General features: G+C 58.4%; 9 protein-coding genes and 4 pseudogenes. 8 read left to right on the top strand and 5 right to left on the bottom strand.

The annotated features are described in order from the left end of the window. Positions 1-181: 181 nt before the first annotated feature. Positions 182-781: pseudogene (locus tag AC3WTM_RS10760) on the bottom strand (methyl-accepting chemotaxis protein); the annotation flags it as partial. A gap of 303 nt (positions 782-1,084) precedes the next feature. Beyond that, positions 1,085-1,741: pseudogene (locus AC3WTM_RS10755) on the bottom strand (MCP four helix bundle domain-containing protein); the annotation flags it as partial. A gap of 341 nt (positions 1,742-2,082) precedes the next feature. Here AC3WTM_RS10755 and AC3WTM_RS10750 point away from each other — a divergent pair. Beyond that, positions 2,083-2,313: a hypothetical protein gene (locus tag AC3WTM_RS10750; protein ID WP_007971835.1), complete on the top strand. Its 231-nt coding sequence runs from the start codon at positions 2,083-2,085 to the stop codon at positions 2,311-2,313. Then, the gene (locus AC3WTM_RS10745; protein WP_102671118.1) at positions 2,310-2,612 is read left to right on the top strand and encodes a cell division protein ZapA; all 303 of its coding nucleotides are present in this window, start codon (positions 2,310-2,312) and stop codon (positions 2,610-2,612) included. Before AC3WTM_RS10750 ends, AC3WTM_RS10745 begins: the two co-directional genes overlap by 4 nt. 124 nt (positions 2,613-2,736) lie before the next feature. On the opposite strand, the gene AC3WTM_RS10740 is transcribed toward AC3WTM_RS10745, so the two are convergent. Then, positions 2,737-3,522: a hypothetical protein gene (locus tag AC3WTM_RS10740; protein ID WP_102671117.1), complete on the bottom strand. Its 786-nt coding sequence runs from the start codon at positions 3,520-3,522 to the stop codon at positions 2,737-2,739. Between the two features lie 210 nt (positions 3,523-3,732). On the opposite strand from AC3WTM_RS10740, the pseudogene zapA reads away from it, so the two are divergent. The 3 genes and pseudogenes from zapA to AC3WTM_RS10725 form a co-directional block, all read left to right on the top strand. Further along, a pseudogene (gene zapA / locus AC3WTM_RS10735) lies at positions 3,733-3,960 on the top strand (cell division protein ZapA); the annotation flags it as partial. Between the two features lie 100 nt (positions 3,961-4,060). Further along, positions 4,061-5,134, top strand: a pseudogene (locus tag AC3WTM_RS10730) (HAMP domain-containing protein); the annotation flags it as partial. Between the two features lie 18 nt (positions 5,135-5,152). Further along, positions 5,153-5,998 (top strand): methyl-accepting chemotaxis protein, encoded by an 846-nt coding sequence (locus tag AC3WTM_RS10725; RefSeq protein WP_371918690.1) that lies wholly within the window; start codon positions 5,153-5,155, stop codon positions 5,996-5,998. A gap of 142 nt (positions 5,999-6,140) precedes the next feature. Here AC3WTM_RS10725 and AC3WTM_RS10720 read toward each other — a convergent pair whose 3' ends face one another. Both AC3WTM_RS10720 and putA read right to left on the bottom strand, forming a co-directional pair. Further along, positions 6,141-7,943, bottom strand: coding sequence for an acyl-CoA dehydrogenase (locus AC3WTM_RS10720; RefSeq protein ID WP_102671115.1), 1,803 nt, complete (start codon positions 7,941-7,943; stop codon positions 6,141-6,143). A gap of 195 nt (positions 7,944-8,138) precedes the next feature. After that, positions 8,139-12,089: a trifunctional transcriptional regulator/proline dehydrogenase/L-glutamate gamma-semialdehyde dehydrogenase gene (gene putA, locus AC3WTM_RS10715; protein WP_102671114.1), complete on the bottom strand. Its 3,951-nt coding sequence runs from the start codon at positions 12,087-12,089 to the stop codon at positions 8,139-8,141. 461 nt (positions 12,090-12,550) lie between these two features. Here putA and putP point away from each other — a divergent pair, with 461 nt between their 5' ends. The 3 genes from putP to AC3WTM_RS10700 all read left to right on the top strand — a co-directional run bounded on the left by putP (position 12,551) and on the right by AC3WTM_RS10700 (position 16,122). Next, complete coding sequence (putP, locus tag AC3WTM_RS10710) at positions 12,551-14,035, top strand: sodium/proline symporter PutP (RefSeq protein WP_102671113.1); 1,485 nt, start codon at positions 12,551-12,553, stop codon at positions 14,033-14,035. Positions 14,036-14,326: 291 nt separating this feature from the next. Next, entirely contained in the window at positions 14,327-15,739 is a 1,413-nt protein-coding gene (locus AC3WTM_RS10705) for a PAAR domain-containing protein (protein ID WP_102671112.1), read from the top strand. Beyond that, positions 15,739-16,122 (top strand): hypothetical protein, encoded by a 384-nt coding sequence (locus tag AC3WTM_RS10700; RefSeq protein ID WP_102671111.1) that lies wholly within the window; start codon positions 15,739-15,741, stop codon positions 16,120-16,122. Before AC3WTM_RS10705 ends, AC3WTM_RS10700 begins: the two co-directional genes overlap by 1 nt. The last annotated feature ends 417 nt before the right edge of the window (positions 16,123-16,539 follow it).

Raw genomic sequence — 16,539 nt, 5'->3', positions numbered from 1 at the left:
GACCATGCAGTCTGCGTGCCAGCGATTCTAACCTGTTGAAATGTGATGCTGTCAAAAAGCTTTGCAGGAGCGAGCCTGCTCACGATGGACGTCAACGATAACGCGTACTGTCTGGATCAACGCGTTGTCCTTGATGCCTTCGCGAGCAAGCTCGCCCCTACAGGTGGGCGGTACTGGTGGATTACAGGCTAAACCGCCCAACCAGGGTGTTCAGGTCTACCGCCAGGCGCGACAGTTCATTGCTCGCCGCACTCGTCTGATTCGCCCCGGTGGCCGACTGCACCGACAGGTCGCGGATGTTAACCAGGTTGCGATCCACTTCACGGGCCACCTGTGCCTGTTCTTCAGCGGCGCTGGCGATCACCAGGTTGCGCTCGTTGATTTCGACGATGGCGCTGTTGATGGTGTCTAGCGACATCCCGGCGCCGCGGGCGATGTTCAGGGTCGATTCGGCACGTTCGGTGCTGTTGCGCATCGAATCCACCGCGTGCTCGGTGCCGCTTTGGATGCTGCCGATCATGCGTTCGATCTCGCTGGTCGACTGCTGGGTGCGGTGAGCCAAGGCACGTACCTCGTCGGCGACCACCGCGAAACCACGACCGGCCTCACCGGCGCGCGCGGCCTCGATGGCGGCGTTCAGGGCCAGCAGGTTGGTCTGGTCGGCCAGGCCACGGATCACATCCAGCACCTTGCCGATGTCGCGGGACTCGTTGGCCAGGTCGCCGATCAGGGTCGCGGTGCTCTGCACGTCGGCGCTCATGCGTTCGATGGCGCTGACGGTTTCCTGCACCAGGTCACGGCCGTCACCGGCAGATGTGGTGGCGTTCTTCGAGGCTTCGGACGTGCTGACCGCGTTGCGCGCGACCTCTTCCACGGCGCTGGTCATTTCGTTGACTGCGGTGGCAGCCTGTTCGATTTCGTTGTTCTGCCGGGTCAGGCCGCGGGCGCTTTCGTCGGTGACGCTGTTGAGTTCTTCGGCAGCGGATGCAAGTTGCGTGGCCGAGCCGGAAATACGCTGCAGTGTGTCGCGCAGTTTTTCCTGCATCTTCGACATGGCCAGCAGCAAACGGCCGGCTTCATCCTGGCCGTCAACGGTGATCGGGCGCGTCAGGTTGCCTTCGGCAATCTGTTCGGCGGCGCCCAGGGCATTGGCGATCGGTTGGGTGATGCTGTTGGTCAGCAACCAGGCGAGCAGCAGCGTCAAGGCGGTGGCGATCACCAACAGTGTGATTACCAGGTTGAACGCCGAATCGTATTGATCCGCCGACTGCTGGTTGGTGTCGTGGCTCTGCTGGGTGTTGATCTCCAGCAGGCGGTTCAACACGGTGTTGACCGCTTCGGAGTTGTTGAGCAAATCGGTGTTGAGCAGGCTGCGCAATTCATCGACCTGATTGTTGCGCGACAGGGTCTTCATCCGGTCTTCGATCTGGCGGTATTGACCCAGCAGCTGTACGTATTGATCGTAGGTTGCGCGTTCCTGTGGGCTGGCAATCAGCTTTTCGTAGGTTGCCTGAGCGGTGCGGATCTGCTGGTTGCGCGTCTCCAGCAGTTCCATGGTTTTCTGCTGCACATCAGGCTCGCGGTTCACCAGCAAGCGATAGGACAGCACGCGCAGGCGCAAGGTGAGCTGGGTGAAGTCGTCCAGGCTCTTGATGCTCGGCACACTGTTGTTGGTGATGTTCTCGGCGGCACCGCGGATCTTGCTCATCTGATTCAAGGCAAACACCCCCAGAACCATCATCAAGCCGCCGATCAGGGCAAAGCTGAGGAACGCCCGAGGGGCGATATTCATATTACGAAGGGACATGGCGTTCACCGGGAAAGAGCGCATCCGTGCGGGGCTGAGGCTGCTATATGGATGACTTATCGGTCGCCGGACTGAAGTCTTGAGTCCGACGTGTTTCAGCCGGTTGCACCTTATGGCGACGAAGTGCAGGAACCAGATTGGCCAATCGCAGTCTTTAAAACTCGCGAGGAAGGTCGCCCGTCAGCAAAATCAAGGCTTTGCGCCTGTATAACCCTGGCATCCAGGGTGACTTTTCTTTATCGTACGCGCCCTTTGAAAAAGCCCGGAAAATCAAAATGTTGGAAGCATCCCTAAGCCAATTGGAACAACTGGTCAGTGACCTGGTGCAACAGAACCAGACTTTGCTCGGCACCAACCAGACCCTGACCGCAGAACTGGCCCAGGCCAAGGATGAAAACGAAAGCCTGCAACTGAGCCTGATGGAGCAGGAAGAGAAGCAAGGCGCCACGGCGGCTCGCATCCAGGCACTTGTTGAGCGCGTCAGCGCAGGCCCTGTCAGCGCATGAGTTACAACGCCGCAGGGGTAAAAGTCGTCTCGATCCTGGGGGAGGACTATTCGATCAAGGCACCGGCTGGGGAAGAACAGACCCTGCTGGACGCCGCGATGATGTTGAAGGCAGCCCTGGCCGAAACCAAGAGGAAGTACCCGACGCTGATCGGTGACCGCCTGCTGGTCCTGGCCGCGATGAATCTGTGTTCCCAGCAGATCGAAATGCAGAAGCAGCACAAGCAGGAACTCGACCGTTACCAAGAGCAAGTCAGCGCCACGGTTGAGACGATTACCAGGACTATTGGGCAAGGCTGATTGGATGAGTTGGTCTTCAAAACATTCAATCGTGGGATGACCAAAGTTGGCGTTCTCTATCAATTATAATAGTGAAGCGGGAGGTGTCTTACTTCCCGCTTTTATATATAGGCGTTTTTGAGTATTAAAGTTGTTGGTATATAAGTCCAACTGAATACAGTTGCGTCGTGGAGTTTAGCTTGAATACCTTGCCTTTTACTTTGTAGCTTAAGCCAGACAGAATAAGGTTGTCTCCGGATGCTGCATATGGTGCCAATGTTTGGGCGGTCTCAGTTAAAAGTTCGAGCTCAGTTGCTGTTGTGGAAACTCTTAAGTCCCATTGGTTTTCGCGGGCTATAAAGGTTTTGTGAGCCACGGGAGTTGAATTTCCCGGTGCCGTGTAATAAATATCTCCAGGGCGACAAAGCTTCATCACTTCTGACCAATATAGCCACGGCCAAACCGTGGGTTCAAAACTAGTGCTGTTTTCAGGCGATGAAGGAGGAATCTCTTCTTCTGTGAGGTCGTTTGGCGTCGCTTCGGCGGATGGGTCCAAGTATGCGTTTAAGGCCCGCAATTTAACGCTGGTGAAATAAAGACCGTTATGATCTCGATAACCAGCAGATTTGTAGGAGATGTAGAACATGCCGTTTGGGGTTGAGACAGTATCATCTTTTCTCATGAAGTGCCTTGAAGTGGCACCCGCGGGTGTTGACAGTACGTGTGAGTCGAATTCGCGTGTTAGGAATAATTTGGTTTGTATGTGCATTATTTCATTCGGGGACGGATGTTCAACTGCTGAAAAAACTTTGGAGGCCACAAGGAAGCCTCCCCTTCCATCAAGCTCGAAGCGGTCCCCAACATCGGCAAGTTGGACTGCATAGAGCTCTGGAACATTCTCTGCGAAAAAGGTTTCAGTCATAGTGGTCATGGTATTTTTCCTACTGTATGTGCTAGTTCTTCAAGTGTTAATGCGTTAACGCCTGCATGTCGTGGTGTTGAGTACTTCACGGGGTACAGGTTGCGCCGAAGAAAAACATCTGTAACCTGTCACAATTATCAGTGAAACGTTTCAGCTTTCCTTTCCGAAAATTATCTCGGGCTTCCTTTGCCAAATTAGCAGCCGCTCAGTTTGGTACCGCAGAGCCAAACCCTGCTGGACGCCGCGATGATGTTGAAGGCAGCCCTGGCCGAAACCAAAAGGAAGTACCCGACGCTGATCGGTGACCGACTGCTGGTGCTGGCGGCGATGAATCTGTGCTCCCAGCAGATCGAAATGCAGAAGCAGCACAAGCTCGACCTTGACCGTTACCAAGAGCAAGTCAGCGCCACGGTTGAAGTGATTTCCAAGACGATCAATCAGGCCTGATCGGCTTTGCGCACAATCAAAGAATAGATTGTCGGTTTGTTTGTATACAATCGGCACGGCTGTTGCAGTGTTTCAGCCTCTTATTCTTTGGGGGTGCTCCATGCAGTTCTGGCGACGCAGTATTCAATGGCAGTTGATCCTGAGCATGGGCACCGCCCTGCTGGTCAGTATCCTGATCGTGGTTGGCATTTATACCCTGGTGGTCAACCGCCTCGCCCAGAGCTATCTGGTCGAACAAGCGTTGCCGTCGAGCATCGAAGCGATGCGCAACGACATCGAGCGGATCCTCGTTCAACCCCTTACCGCCGCCAAGGACATCGCCAGCAACAGCATGGTGCGCGACTGGCTGGCCGGGGGTGAGGACAGCGCCAGGACCGCCAGCTTCGCGCAGTATCTGGAAGGCATTCGCGCCGAGCACAAAGCCTTTACCGCGCTGATCATCGGCACCGCGTCCAGCCATTACATTACCGAAAAAGGCCTGGACCGCACCCTCAGTCGTTCCAATCCCAAGGACGCCTGGTTCTACTCGTTCCTCGACAGCAACCAGCCGCGCACCCTCAATATCGACAACGACACGGCCACCGGAGAATTGGCGCTGTTCATCGACCTCAAAGTCGAGCAGGCCGGTAAAGTCGTGGGCGTTGCCGGGCTTGGCCTGAGCATGAAAGAGCTGTCGGAGCTGATCCACAACTTCAGCTTCGGTGAGCGCGGCAAGGTCTATCTCGTGCGTTCCGACGGTTTGATCCAGGTTCATCCCGAGGCGCAATTCAGCGGTAAGCGTACCTTGGTCGAGCAGATTGGCGAGTCAGCTGCGCAAGCGGTCATGGGTCAAAAAACTGCCACCAACAGCAGCTTCCAGCGTGATGGCGAAGACTTTCTCGCGTTGAGTCTGCCTTTGCGCGATCTCGGGTGGACGCTGGTGGCCGAAGTGCCGCAATCGCAGATCTACGCCGAAGCCCGACGCGCCATGTGGATGAGCAGCGGTATCGGCCTGGCGGTGGCGATTGTGTGTCTGTTGCTGGTGGTGCTGCTGGCCCGTGGGTTGGTGCGGCCGATTCGTCAGGTAACAGCGGCACTGGTTGCCATCGGTAGCGGTGGTGGAGATTTGACCCACCGGTTAGATTCCAGTCGCGCCGATGAGCTGGGCGATCTGGCGCGCGGCTTCAATCGCTTTCTCGACAGCCAGCGCGACATGATTGGTGAAGTGCTGACCACCAGTGAGCGACTGCGCACCGCTGTCGGCCAGGTTGCACGGGTGGTGGATAACACCGCTGAGCGCTCCGGCCGCCAACAGGAAATGACCGACATGGTGGCAACCGCTGTCCATGAAATGGGCCTGACCGTTCAGGAAATCGCCCATAACGCTGGCAATGCGGCGCTCGCATCACAAACGGCTCGGGATGAGGCAATGCAGGCACGGGAAGTGGTGGGTGGCTCGATCCGCCATATCGAAAGCATGTCTGACGAAATCGGTGTCGCAGCCACAGCGGTGGGTGAACTGGCCCATCAAGTAGCGTCGATCGACCAGGTGCTGGCGGTGATTCGGGGGATTTCCGAGCAGACCAACCTGCTGGCGCTCAACGCCGCTATCGAAGCGGCGCGAGCCGGGGACATGGGGCGCGGGTTTGCCGTGGTGGCCGATGAAGTGCGGACTTTGGCGCGGCGTACGCAGGCGTCTACCGATGAAATCCAGCAGATGATCGGCAGTCTCAAACAGGGGGCGGAGAATGCGGTTTCGTCGATGCATTCCGGGCAAGCGGCCACGGGTACCGGTGTGGAGTCGAGCCAGAGGACTGGCGCGTCGTTGACGGCGATTACCGGTCAGGTGGAGCGCATCAGCGACATGAACCATCAGGTGGCGACGGCGACGGAAGAGCAATCGGCGGTGACCGAGGAGATCAACCGGAACGTACAGGGGATTTCTGACCTGGCGCGGGCGACGGCGGGGGAGGTCAGGGCCTGTCGGGATGATTGCCAGACGTTGCAGCGGTTGGCGGATGATTTGGCGCGGCAGATGGGTGGGTTCAAGCTGAGCTGATGTATTGATAGTGCTGACACCATCGCGAGCAAGCTCGCTCCCACAGGGTTTGTGTGTTGAACACAAGATTTGTGGCCAACAGGGATTCCTGTGGAAGCGAGCTTGCTCGCGATTGGTTTTCAGCTACACCACAAAGGTTGGATCAGAACCACTCATCCTGCATGCCCAGGCACACATCATCCCGAGCCTCAAGAATTGCCAACTCATGATGGCAACCCGGCACTTCCCACGTCAGGAAGTAGCGCGCCGCCTGCAGCTTGCCTTTATAGAAACTGACATCCGCCGCATTCCCTTTCACCAGGCCTTCTTCTGCGCGGATCGCCTGTTCCAGCCAGCGCCAGCCGATCACCGTGTGACCAAACACTTTCAGGTACAGCGCCGAGTTCGCCAGGCTGCTGTTGACCTTGCCTTGGGCCAGATCAGTCAGTAGGCCGATGGTCACGGTTTGCAAGCGGGTAACCAGTTTTTCCAGCGGCTCGCGCAGCGGCGTCAATGAATCAAACGCCTGTGCTCGCTTGCCAGTGTCGGCGATCAGGCGGATCAGTTGCTTGAGCCCCGCGCCACCGTTCTGCGCCAGTTTGCGGCCCAGCAGGTCCAGCGACTGAATGCCGTGGGTGCCTTCGTGGATCGGGTTCAGGCGGTTGTCGCGGTAGTACTGCTCCACCGGGTATTCGCGGGTGTAGCCGTGGCCACCGAGGATCTGGATCGCCAGTTCGTTGGCCTTCAGGCAGAACTCCGATGGCCAGGATTTGACGATCGGTGTCAGTAAATCCAGCAGTTCATGGGCCTGTTTGCGTTCGGCTTCGGTCGCAAGCGTGGTGGTGTCATCGAACAGTCGCGCCGCATAAAGACCCAAGTCAAACGAACCTTCGACGTAAGCCTTTTGCGTCAACAGCATGCGTTTCACGTCGGCATGCTGAATGATCGCCACCGGTGCAGTGTTCGGGTCCTTGCTGTCTGGCACGCGGCCCTGCGGACGCTCGCGGGCGTATTCCAGCGAGTAGAGATAGCCGGCGTAGCCAAGCATCACCGCGCCCATGCCGACGCCGATCCGCGCCTCGTTCATCATCTGGAACATGTAGCTCAAGCCATGGTGCGGCTTGCCCACCAGATAGCCGACACAATCGCCGTTATCGCCGAAATTCAGTGCGGTGGAGGTGGTGCCGCGCCAGCCCATCTTGTGGAACAGCCCGGCCAGCAACACGTCGTTGCGTTGGCCGAGGCTGCCATCGTCGTTGACCAGGAACTTGGGCACGATAAACAGCGAAATGCCCTTCACCCCGACCGGTGCGTCCGGCAGCTTGGCCAGCACCATGTGCACGATGTTTTCCGACAGCGGATGATCGCCACCAGAGATGAAAATCTTGTTGCCCTTGAGGCGATAGGTGCCGTCAGATGCAGGTTCTGCGCGTGTACGAATATCCGACAGCGACGAACCCGCGTGGGGTTCGGTCAGGGCCATGGTGCCGAAGAAGCGGCCATCGATCATCGGTTGCAGAAAGCGGCGCTTCTGCTCTTCAGTGCCGAAGCTCTCGATCAGGTTCGCCGCGCCCATGGTCAGGAACGGGTACGACGTCGAAGCAGCATTGGCCGATTGAAAGTGCGCGAAGCAGGCCTGGGACAGCAGCGTAGGAAGCTGCATGCCGCCAGCGTCGAAACTGCGCGCGGCGTTGAGGAAACCGGCTTCGAGGAAGGCATCTACCGCCGGTTTCACTTCCGGAATCAGAATCGCCTGCCCGTTCTCGTAGCGTGGCTCGTTCTCGTCGCCCTTGCGGTTGTGCGGGGCGAAGAACTTCTCGGCGATGCTGCGGGCGGTGCCAATGGCGGCATCGAAGGTTTCGCGGTTGTGCTCGGCGAAGCGCTCACGCTGGGTCAGGCCCTCGGCATCAAGGACTTCATACAGCTCGAAAGCCAGATTACGGGAACTGAGCAACGTCTCGGACATGGCGGCCTACCTTTTATTGGAGTGGACCGAGTCTAGGCTTGTGAATTTATGCTGAATAGCATGATTGATGAGCGTGATGGTGGGGCAGAGCAGAGCCTTAGCAGGCACTACAAAACAACTGTGGGAGCGAGCAAGCTCGCTCCCACAGGGGTATTGCATACCGGGCGGCCATTGCGGCAGCCCGGCTTATCGGTTTTAGCCGATCGTCATCAGGCTGGCATTACCACCTGCCGCAGCGGTGTTGACGCTCAACGCACGCTCGATCACCAGGCGCTCCAACGCAATGTTGGTTTCACCCTGCGACAGACCCTGCACACCTACGATGGCGCCAGCACGCTTGGCAATCTGCTGGCACACCGCACGCAACTGGTCGGAATGGCCGTGATGCAGAACCGCATCAAACACCACTTCGTCCTTGTTCCAGTCGGAAACCAGCTTGATGCGCGCCTGAATGTCCTTCGGCAGGCGTGCGAACAAGGCCTTGGTCATGTCAGCTTCCGGCCATACCGCCGAACCGCCGACAGCCAATACCGCCGCCAGTTGCGTCAGCAGATCACCTTCGACTTCCGCCAGGCACAGCACGTGTTCCCGTGGCAGGATCGCATAGCTGTTGCGTTCGCCGGTCGGGCCGGCCAGGAGGCGGGTGATACCGCTTTGCGATTGTGCGGCGAACTGCACGCACAGGGTGCTCAGGTCGGCGAACTTGTGGTTGTCGGCCCAGGCTTTCAAGGCGGTCAGCGGCTTGCTCATGGCGTCGCGCAGACGAAGGTCCGGTGCTGCGGCAGCATCGCCGCGAGCGAAGGATTGTTCGATCGCATCCGCAGGGCGGGTCGACAGCAGGCGGTACAGGTACAGCGGGCCGCCGGCTTTCGGGCCGGTACCCGACAGGCCTTCGCCGCCGAATGGCTGCACGCCTACTACTGCGCCAACAATGTTGCGGTTGACGTAGACGTTACCGGCGTTGACGTTGTCGATCACCTTGGCAATGGTCTCGTCGATGCGGGTGTGCACGCCCAGGGTCAGGCCGTAGCCGGAAGCGTTGATCTGACCGATCAGTTGATCGATGTCCTTGCGCTTGTAGCGAACCACGTGCAACACCGGGCCGAAGATCTCCCGTTGCAGTTCATCGAAGCTTTCCAGTTCGATCAGTGTCGGCATCACGAAGGTGCCGCGTTTGACTTCTTCGGCGTCGGCGATGGCCACCTGGTACACGCTGCGACCTTTGTCGCGCATGGCCTGGATGTGCTTCTCGATGCCAGCCTTGGCTTCGGCGTCGATCACCGGGCCGATGTCCACGGACAGACGCTCAGGGTTGCCGAGACGGCTTTCAGCCATCGCGCCCTTGAGCATTTCGATGACGCGGTCGGCGGAATCTTCCTGCAGGCACAGTACGCGCAGGGCTGAGCAACGCTGACCGGCGCTGTCGAAGGCCGAAGACACCACGTCGATCACCACCTGTTCGGTCAGTGCCGAGGAGTCGACGATCATCGCGTTCTGGCCACCGGTTTCGGCGATCAGCGGAATCGGGCGACCCTGGCTGTCCAGACGACCGGCGATGTTGCGTTGCAGCAAGCGCGCGACTTCGGTGGAGCCGGTGAACATCACGCCCTTGACGCGATCGTCGCCGACCAGGCCGGCGCCGACGGTTTCGCCACGGCCCGGCAGCAGTTGCAGCACGCCTTCCGGGATGCCGGCTTCGAGCATCAGGCGCACGGCCTGAGCGGCGACCAGCGGCGTTTGTTCCGCAGGCTTGGCTAATACCGGGTTACCGGCGGCCAGTGCAGCAGCCACTTGGCCACTGAAGATCGCCAGCGGGAAGTTCCACGGGCTGATGCATACGACTGGGCCCAACGGACGGTGAGCGTCATTGGTGAAATCGTTGCGTGCCTGCACCGCGTAATAACGCAGGAAATCCACGGCTTCACGCACTTCGGCGATGGCGTTGGCGAAAGTCTTGCCGGCTTCGCGGGCCAGCAGGCCCATCAGCGGCTGGATCTCGGCTTCCATCAGATCGGCGGCACGCTCCAGGATCGCGGCGCGCTCGGCGGGCGGTGTGGCCTGCCAGATTGGTGCAGCGTTGAGGGCGCACTGGATCGCGTTGTCGACATCTTCGACGGTCGCTTCCTGCACATGGCCGACCACGTCACGCAGATCGGACGGGTTCAAGACCGGTGCCGGGGCTTCGCTGCTGGAAGCGCAACCGAGCATCGGCGCCGCTTTCCAGTGGTTGTGTGCGGTTGCGAGCAGCGCGCAGGACAGGGATGCCAAACGATGTTCGTTGGCCATGTCGATGCCGCTGGAGTTGGCGCGCTCGGAGCCATACAGGTCACGCGGCAGCGGAATGCGCGGGTGCGGCAGGCCGAACCCCCCTTCCACGGTCGCCATTTGCTCGATGCTGGCTACCGGATCGGCCACCAGTTCCTGGATCGAAATCGACTGGTCGGCAATACGGTTGACAAACGAAGTGTTCGCGCCGTTTTCCAGCAGGCGACGCACCAGGTAGGCCAGCAGGGTTTCGTGGGTGCCGACTGGGGCGTACACGCGGCACGGACGGTTCAGCTTGCCTTCGGAAACTTTGCCTACAACCTGTTCGTACAGCGGTTCACCCATGCCGTGCAGGCACTGGAACTCGTACTGGCCCGGGTAATAGTTCTGACCGGCGATGTGATAAATGGCCGACAGGGTGTGGGCGTTGTGCGTGGCGAACTGCGGGTAGATGACTTCCGGTACCGACAGCAGCTTGCGGGCGCAAGCGATATAGGACACGTCGGTGTACACCTTGCGGGTGTAGACCGGGTAGCCTTCCAGGCCTTCGACCTGGGCGCGCTTGATTTCGCTGTCCCAGTACGCGCCTTTTACCAGGCGGATCATCAGGCGATGACGGCTGCGGCGAGCGAGGTCGATCACGTAGTCGATCACGTACGGGCAACGCTTCTGGTAAGCCTGGATCACGAAACCAATGCCGTTCCAGCCAGTCAGTTGCGGCTCGAAGCACAGGCGCTCGAGCAGATCCAGTGACAGCTCCAGGCGATCGGCCTCTTCGGCGTCGATGTTCAGGCCGATGTCATATTGCTTGGCCAGCAGGGTCAGCGACAGCAGGCGCGGGTACAGCTCGTCCATCACACGCTCGTACTGGGCGCGGCTGTAACGCGGGTGCAGGGCGGACAGCTTGATCGAGATGCCCGGGCCTTCATAAATCCCGCGACCGTGGGAGGCTTTGCCGATCGAGTGGATGGCTTGTTCGTACGAGGCCAGGTACTTCTGTGCGTCGTGCTCGGTGAGTGCAGCTTCACCCAGCATGTCGTAGGAATAGCGGAAACCTTTGGTTTCGAACTTGCTGGCGTTGGCCAGGGCTTCGGCGATGGTTTCGCCGGTCACGAACTGCTCGCCCATCAGGCGCATGGCCATGTCGACGCCCTTGCGGATCATCGGCTCGCCGCTCTTGCCGATAATGCGGCTCAGGGACGACGTCAAACCAGCCTCGTTGTGGGTCGACACCAGTTTGCCGGTCAGCAGCAGGCCCCAGGTGGCGGCGTTGACGAACAGCGACGGGCTGTTGCCCAGGTGCGGCTGCCAGTTGCCGGTGCTGATCTTGTCGCGAATCAGGGCGTCGCGGGTGCCTTTGTCCGGGATGCGCAGCAGCGCTTCGGCCAGGCACATCAGCGCCACGCCTTCCTGGGACGACAGGGAGAACTCCTGCAACAGGCCCTGGACGATGCCGGCACGGCCGCCAGCGCTCTTCTGGTTGCGCAGTTTTTCAGCAATCGAGGCGGCGAGTTTGTTGGTGGCTTCGGCCATCGGTGCCGGCAGGCGAGCCTGCTCGATCAGCATCGGCACGACTTCCGGCTCAGGGCGACGGTAGGCGGCGGTGATCGACGCGCGCAGTACCGATTGCGGCAGGATGCTTTCGGCGAATTCAAGGAAGCACTGGTGGGCGTGATCCAGAGGCGCGTCGACGGAGTCGTCGGAATCCTTGGTCGAACCGTTCAGCTCGGACAGGGTTGCACCACCCTCGAGTTTTTCCAGGTAATTGAAGATTGCCTGCTTGATCAGCCAGTGCGGCGTGCGATCAATCGAGGTCGCGGCGGCCTTGAGGCGTTCGCGGGTCGGGTCGTCAAGTTTGACCCCAAGGGTGGTGGTAGCCATGTTTTTATCCTCATGTTTGCCACGACTGCGTGGCATCAGCTGGCGGCAAGATTAGCCGCGCGACTGTTGAGGTGCAACCGGGTGCAACCCTTTTTTTGTCGGAATATTACGCAGCTCGTCAGGAAATAAATTCTGGTACGGCAGTGCTGCCTTTGCTTGGTGCTTTTTAGGGTGGTTGGCCCGAGTTCTTGCTCCGAAAAGGAGCAAAAAACCGGGTTTGAAATTTATTTCCGACTGGGTGCAACTTATTCTCAAGAAACTGGTTGCACCTTATTTGCTTTGTTGAATAGCATTCGCGCCCAAGGTGCAACCCGGTCGAAACCCGGATGCTCCGGCTGATGGCTTTCCTGGGGAAACATCAGTCATAAATGCGCGGGAATCCGGATCGTCTGTCAAACGTATGCGTTTGCGAGCGGTTCACCAGCCGCAGCTACATAAAAACAAAGCCAGGGCGTAACTTAATGAGCGTAAGCAATCCAACCCTGATCACGTTCGTGATCTACATCGCAGCAATGGTGCTGATCGGCTTGATGGCCTATCGCTCCACCAACAACCTTTCCGACTACATTCTGGGCGGTCGTAGCCTGGGCAGCGTCGTGACCGCACTGTCCGCCGGTGCCTCCGACATGAGCGGCTGGTTGTTGATGGGCTTGCCCGGCGCGATCTACATGTCCGGTCTGTCCGAAAGCTGGATCGCCATCGGTCTGATCGTCGGCGCCTACCTGAACTGGCTGTTCGTCGCCGGCCGTCTGCGTGTGCAGACCGAGCACAACGGTGATGCACTGACCCTGCCGGACTACTTCGCCAGCCGTTTCGAAGACAAAAGCGGCCTGCTGCGGATTATCTCCGCGGTCGTGATCCTGGTGTTCTTCACCATCTACTGCGCTTCCGGCATCGTGGCCGGCGCCCGTCTGTTCGAAAGCACCTTCGGCATGTCCTACGAGACGGCGCTGTGGGCCGGTGCTGCGGCGACGATTGCCTACACCTTTATCGGTGGTTTCCTGGCCGTGAGCTGGACCGATACCGTACAAGCCACCCTGATGATCTTCGCGTTGATCCTGACGCCGGTTATCGTGTTGCTGGCCACTGGCGGCGTCGACACCACCTTCCTGGCCATCGAAGCGCAAGATCCAAGCAACTTCGACATGCTCAAGGGCACCACTTTCATCGGCATCATCTCGCTGATGGGCTGGGGTCTGGGCTACTTCGGCCAGCCGCATATCCTGGCGCGTTTCATGGCTGCCGATTCGGTTAAATCGATCGCCAACGCCCGTCGCATTTCCATGACCTGGATGATCCTGTGCCTGGGCGGCACCGTGGCAGTCGGCTTCTTCGGTATCGCCTACTTCTCGGCGCACCCGGACGTGGCTGGCGCAGTCACCGAGAACCACGAGCGTGTGTTCATCGAACTGGCCAAGATCCTGTTCAACCCATGGATCGCGGGTATCCTGCTGTCGGCCATTCTGGCTGCCGTCATGAGCACCCTGAGCTGCCAGTTGCTGGTGTGCTCGAGCGCCCTGACCGAAGACTTCTACAAGACCTTCCTGCGTAAGTCCGCTTCGCAGCTGGAACTGGTGTGGGTCGGCCGTGCCATGGTGTTGTTGGTTGCCCTGGTGGCGATCGCCCTGGCGTCCAACCCGGAAAACCGTGTACTGGGTCTGGTGAGCTACGCCTGGGCCGGTTTCGGTGCCGCATTCGGTCCGGTCGTGCTGATCTCCGTGATCTGGAAAGACATGACCCGCAACGGCGCACTGGCCGGTATCCTGGTCGGCGCGATCACCGTGATCGTCTGGAAACACTTCGAACTGCTGGGCCTGTACGAAATCATCCCTGGTTTCATCTTCGCCAGCCTGGCGATCTTCTTCGTCAGCAAAATGGGCACGCCGACTGCTGGCATGTTCCAGCGTTTTGCTGCTGCTGAGGCGGACTATCGTTTGAACAAGTGATGAGTGATGGGTTGAACTCTGCCCACCTCTGATAAAAAAAACGGCTCGCAGCCTTAGGGTGCGAGCCGTTTTTTCTTGCAAGCCAAGTAAGAACAACAAGTATTGGTCCTCCAACATCCGTGGTCCTTTTCAGTATTGGTCGTGAGACATTTCCTGATTTTTTCGGCCATCTTGAGTTTCCTCTCCGTCCACGTACTTTGCGTCAGCCCACTCATTCCGAGTCGGTGTTACCTATCGTTAACAGTGGCGCGCTTTCCATGAATGGGGCGTCGGTAGAGAGGGAAATCAGCAATGGCAAAGGGATACTTCATTCGTGAGGGTGACAAGACCACCTGCGGTGGCAAAGTTCTGGAAGCCGATACCCACATCATGATGTTTGGCTTCGCGCACGCGCGTGATGGGGACCGGGTTTCCTGCGGAAAAGACAATAAAACCTACGTGATCACTGGCGGTGTTTCATACATCAAAAGCAACGGCAGGATGGTGGCGGGATCGCTGGATAGCTTCAGTAGTTGCCCTTGCAAAGCCGGGCTTATCCCTTCGCAGTCCACGGCGAAGTACGAGTCCAAACGCAGCGCGGAACCACACACCATGCGGGCCGCCACTGCGCAGGCCGCGCCCGCCGCTGCCACCGCTCCGGTAACGTCACGATCATCCAGCTACGCGCCTGCACCAAGCTCTCCCATGCCGATGCGTGACAACAGTGCACAGGCTGTAGAGCCCGGCTTTTACATCGTTCCCAAGAGCACCACCCGCGAACAGCTCGAGGCCTCGTTGTTCACCTTGCGCGACCCGTCGGTGATGGGCAAATTCAAGCTGCTCAATCCCAACCTGCGCGACGTCAAAGCCGGCTCGATGATCGTGCTGAGCGACCCGAACAACTACCAGTGCACCCGTGAAGAAGCCCTGCTCATGGACGTGGCGGCCAAGACCAACCAGGTGCTTGAAACGCTCAGCCCGGAGGAGGCGGATTTTATGGTGCAGCACCGTGATGCCATCCAGACCTTCCTGGGCCATGGCTCGACCGCAATCGGCGTGGGCGCGAGTATTCTCAAAAACAATCTGGATAACGTAAGCGACACCCTGAAAAAAATCGAAGCGTTGCATCAGAATTCATTTCTGCGCGATGGCCACCTGAGCTCACCGACGTTTCTGGCAGAGCGTCAAAAACTGCTCGCTCAACTCGATATCCACCTGACAAGCCTGACGCGCAAGGGTATCGGTTTCCCCGACCACTCCAATTTGAATCGTGCAATGTTCCTCTCGCCTCCCAGCCTGGTTCATCGCTGGACGGATGCTGGCGGCGTAGGGCAGATGCCAGGTTACGCGACTCATCTTGATGGGGTGGCCAAGGCTTCCAAATACCTCAAGTACGGTAGCTGGGTCGGCTCGGCTATTGGTGGCGGGGCGTCGGCCATGAAGGTGCAGGATGTGTGCACGGCGGGAAATCCCGAGGCCTGCAGGCGAGTTAAATTTACTGAGGCGGGGAGTTTCGCCGGTGGCATCGCAGGAGGCGCAATAATAGGTACAGCCTTAACCGCTAATACAGTTGGTGGGATTTGCCTCGCGGTCGGCGCGACCACGGCAGGAGTCGGAACCTTAGTATGTGGCGTGGTGGTGGTCACAGCGGGATCGTTAGTAGGCGGCGCAGTGGGTAGCGGGCTTGGTGAGTTATTTGGCGACATCGTTTACGAGATGAATTAATGACACCTGCAAAATTGATTTTCGGCATTTTCGGTGGCGTGGTTCTGCTGATGATATTCATTTGGATGGGGTTAGCACTTTACTTGTCCTACACCAAGATAGACGTGATGCTAAAACATCTGAAAAACAGTACTGCAGTCATGGCTTTATCTCGCTATCGACATCTCGGTGCATGGGGCCACTTACATTTGATTGCGGGAATCGCAGCACTTGTCGCGTTCCCTGATCGCCATATTAGAAATGGCACTCTAAGTGCTAGCGACCTAAACAGTCTTCCTGGTTCACTTAAGCGCCAGCTTGTCATTTGGCGCTGGGGAGTACTGATTCTGTGTGGATTGCTTTTGTTATTAGGTGGCGTTGGTACAGCGACTGACTGGATATAATTAAAGTTCACTTGAAGATCAGATCGACTTAAAAATCTTCCCCCCCAACAAAAAATGGGCACCCAACCAGGTTGGCGTACCCATTCTTTATGCCACTTTCTCGTCAGGCGGGTTAGGAGGATGCGTTACGGAATAACACTATCCTCCAACGACTTACCCAGTTTGAGCGCAACAGTCTCAAATCTCTTTGGTGGATTGGGGTTGCTGCGAATTTTTCCGGGCAAGGTCCTAGGACGTTTCCTTCAAAACCTAGCGGTTTTCATGAAGTGGTGCGATGCGATTTCCGTCGATAATCTTTGGCGGTCACTGACAATTCAGTGGTGGGGTGTAGGAACCCGTTAAGACCAGAAACGCTTTGACGTCGACACCTGATTTGCGGCCACTAACGTGCGCCCGTAAGATCTGTTGCGGCGGCTG

This window comes from Pseudomonas sp. EU05-FHT14B02 (assembly GCF_058791055.1).
This window is presented reverse-complemented; position numbering and strand designations above follow the sequence as displayed.

Bases quoted from the DNA above. Each gene is read 5' to 3' on its own strand.
- AC3WTM_RS10750 (WP_007971835.1), top strand. From the start codon at position 2,083: ATGTTGGAAGCATCCCTAAGCCAATTGGAACAACTGGTCAGTGACCTG.
- putA (WP_102671114.1), bottom strand. From the start codon at position 12,089: ATGGCTACCACCACCCTTGGGGTCAAACTTGACGACCCGACCCGCGAA.
- AC3WTM_RS10725 (WP_371918690.1), top strand. From the start codon at position 5,153: ATGATTGGTGAAGTGCTGACCACCAGTGAGCGACTGCGCACCGCTGTC.
- AC3WTM_RS10745 (WP_102671118.1), top strand. From the start codon at position 2,310: ATGAGTTACAACGCCGCAGGGGTAAAAGTCGTCTCGATCCTGGGGGAG.
- AC3WTM_RS10705 (WP_102671112.1), top strand. From the start codon at position 14,327: ATGGCAAAGGGATACTTCATTCGTGAGGGTGACAAGACCACCTGCGGT.
- putP (WP_102671113.1), top strand. From the start codon at position 12,551: ATGAGCGTAAGCAATCCAACCCTGATCACGTTCGTGATCTACATCGCA.
- AC3WTM_RS10700 (WP_102671111.1), top strand. From the start codon at position 15,739: ATGACACCTGCAAAATTGATTTTCGGCATTTTCGGTGGCGTGGTTCTG.
- AC3WTM_RS10740 (WP_102671117.1), bottom strand. From the start codon at position 3,522: ATGACCACTATGACTGAAACCTTTTTCGCAGAGAATGTTCCAGAGCTC.
- AC3WTM_RS10720 (WP_102671115.1), bottom strand. From the start codon at position 7,943: ATGTCCGAGACGTTGCTCAGTTCCCGTAATCTGGCTTTCGAGCTGTAT.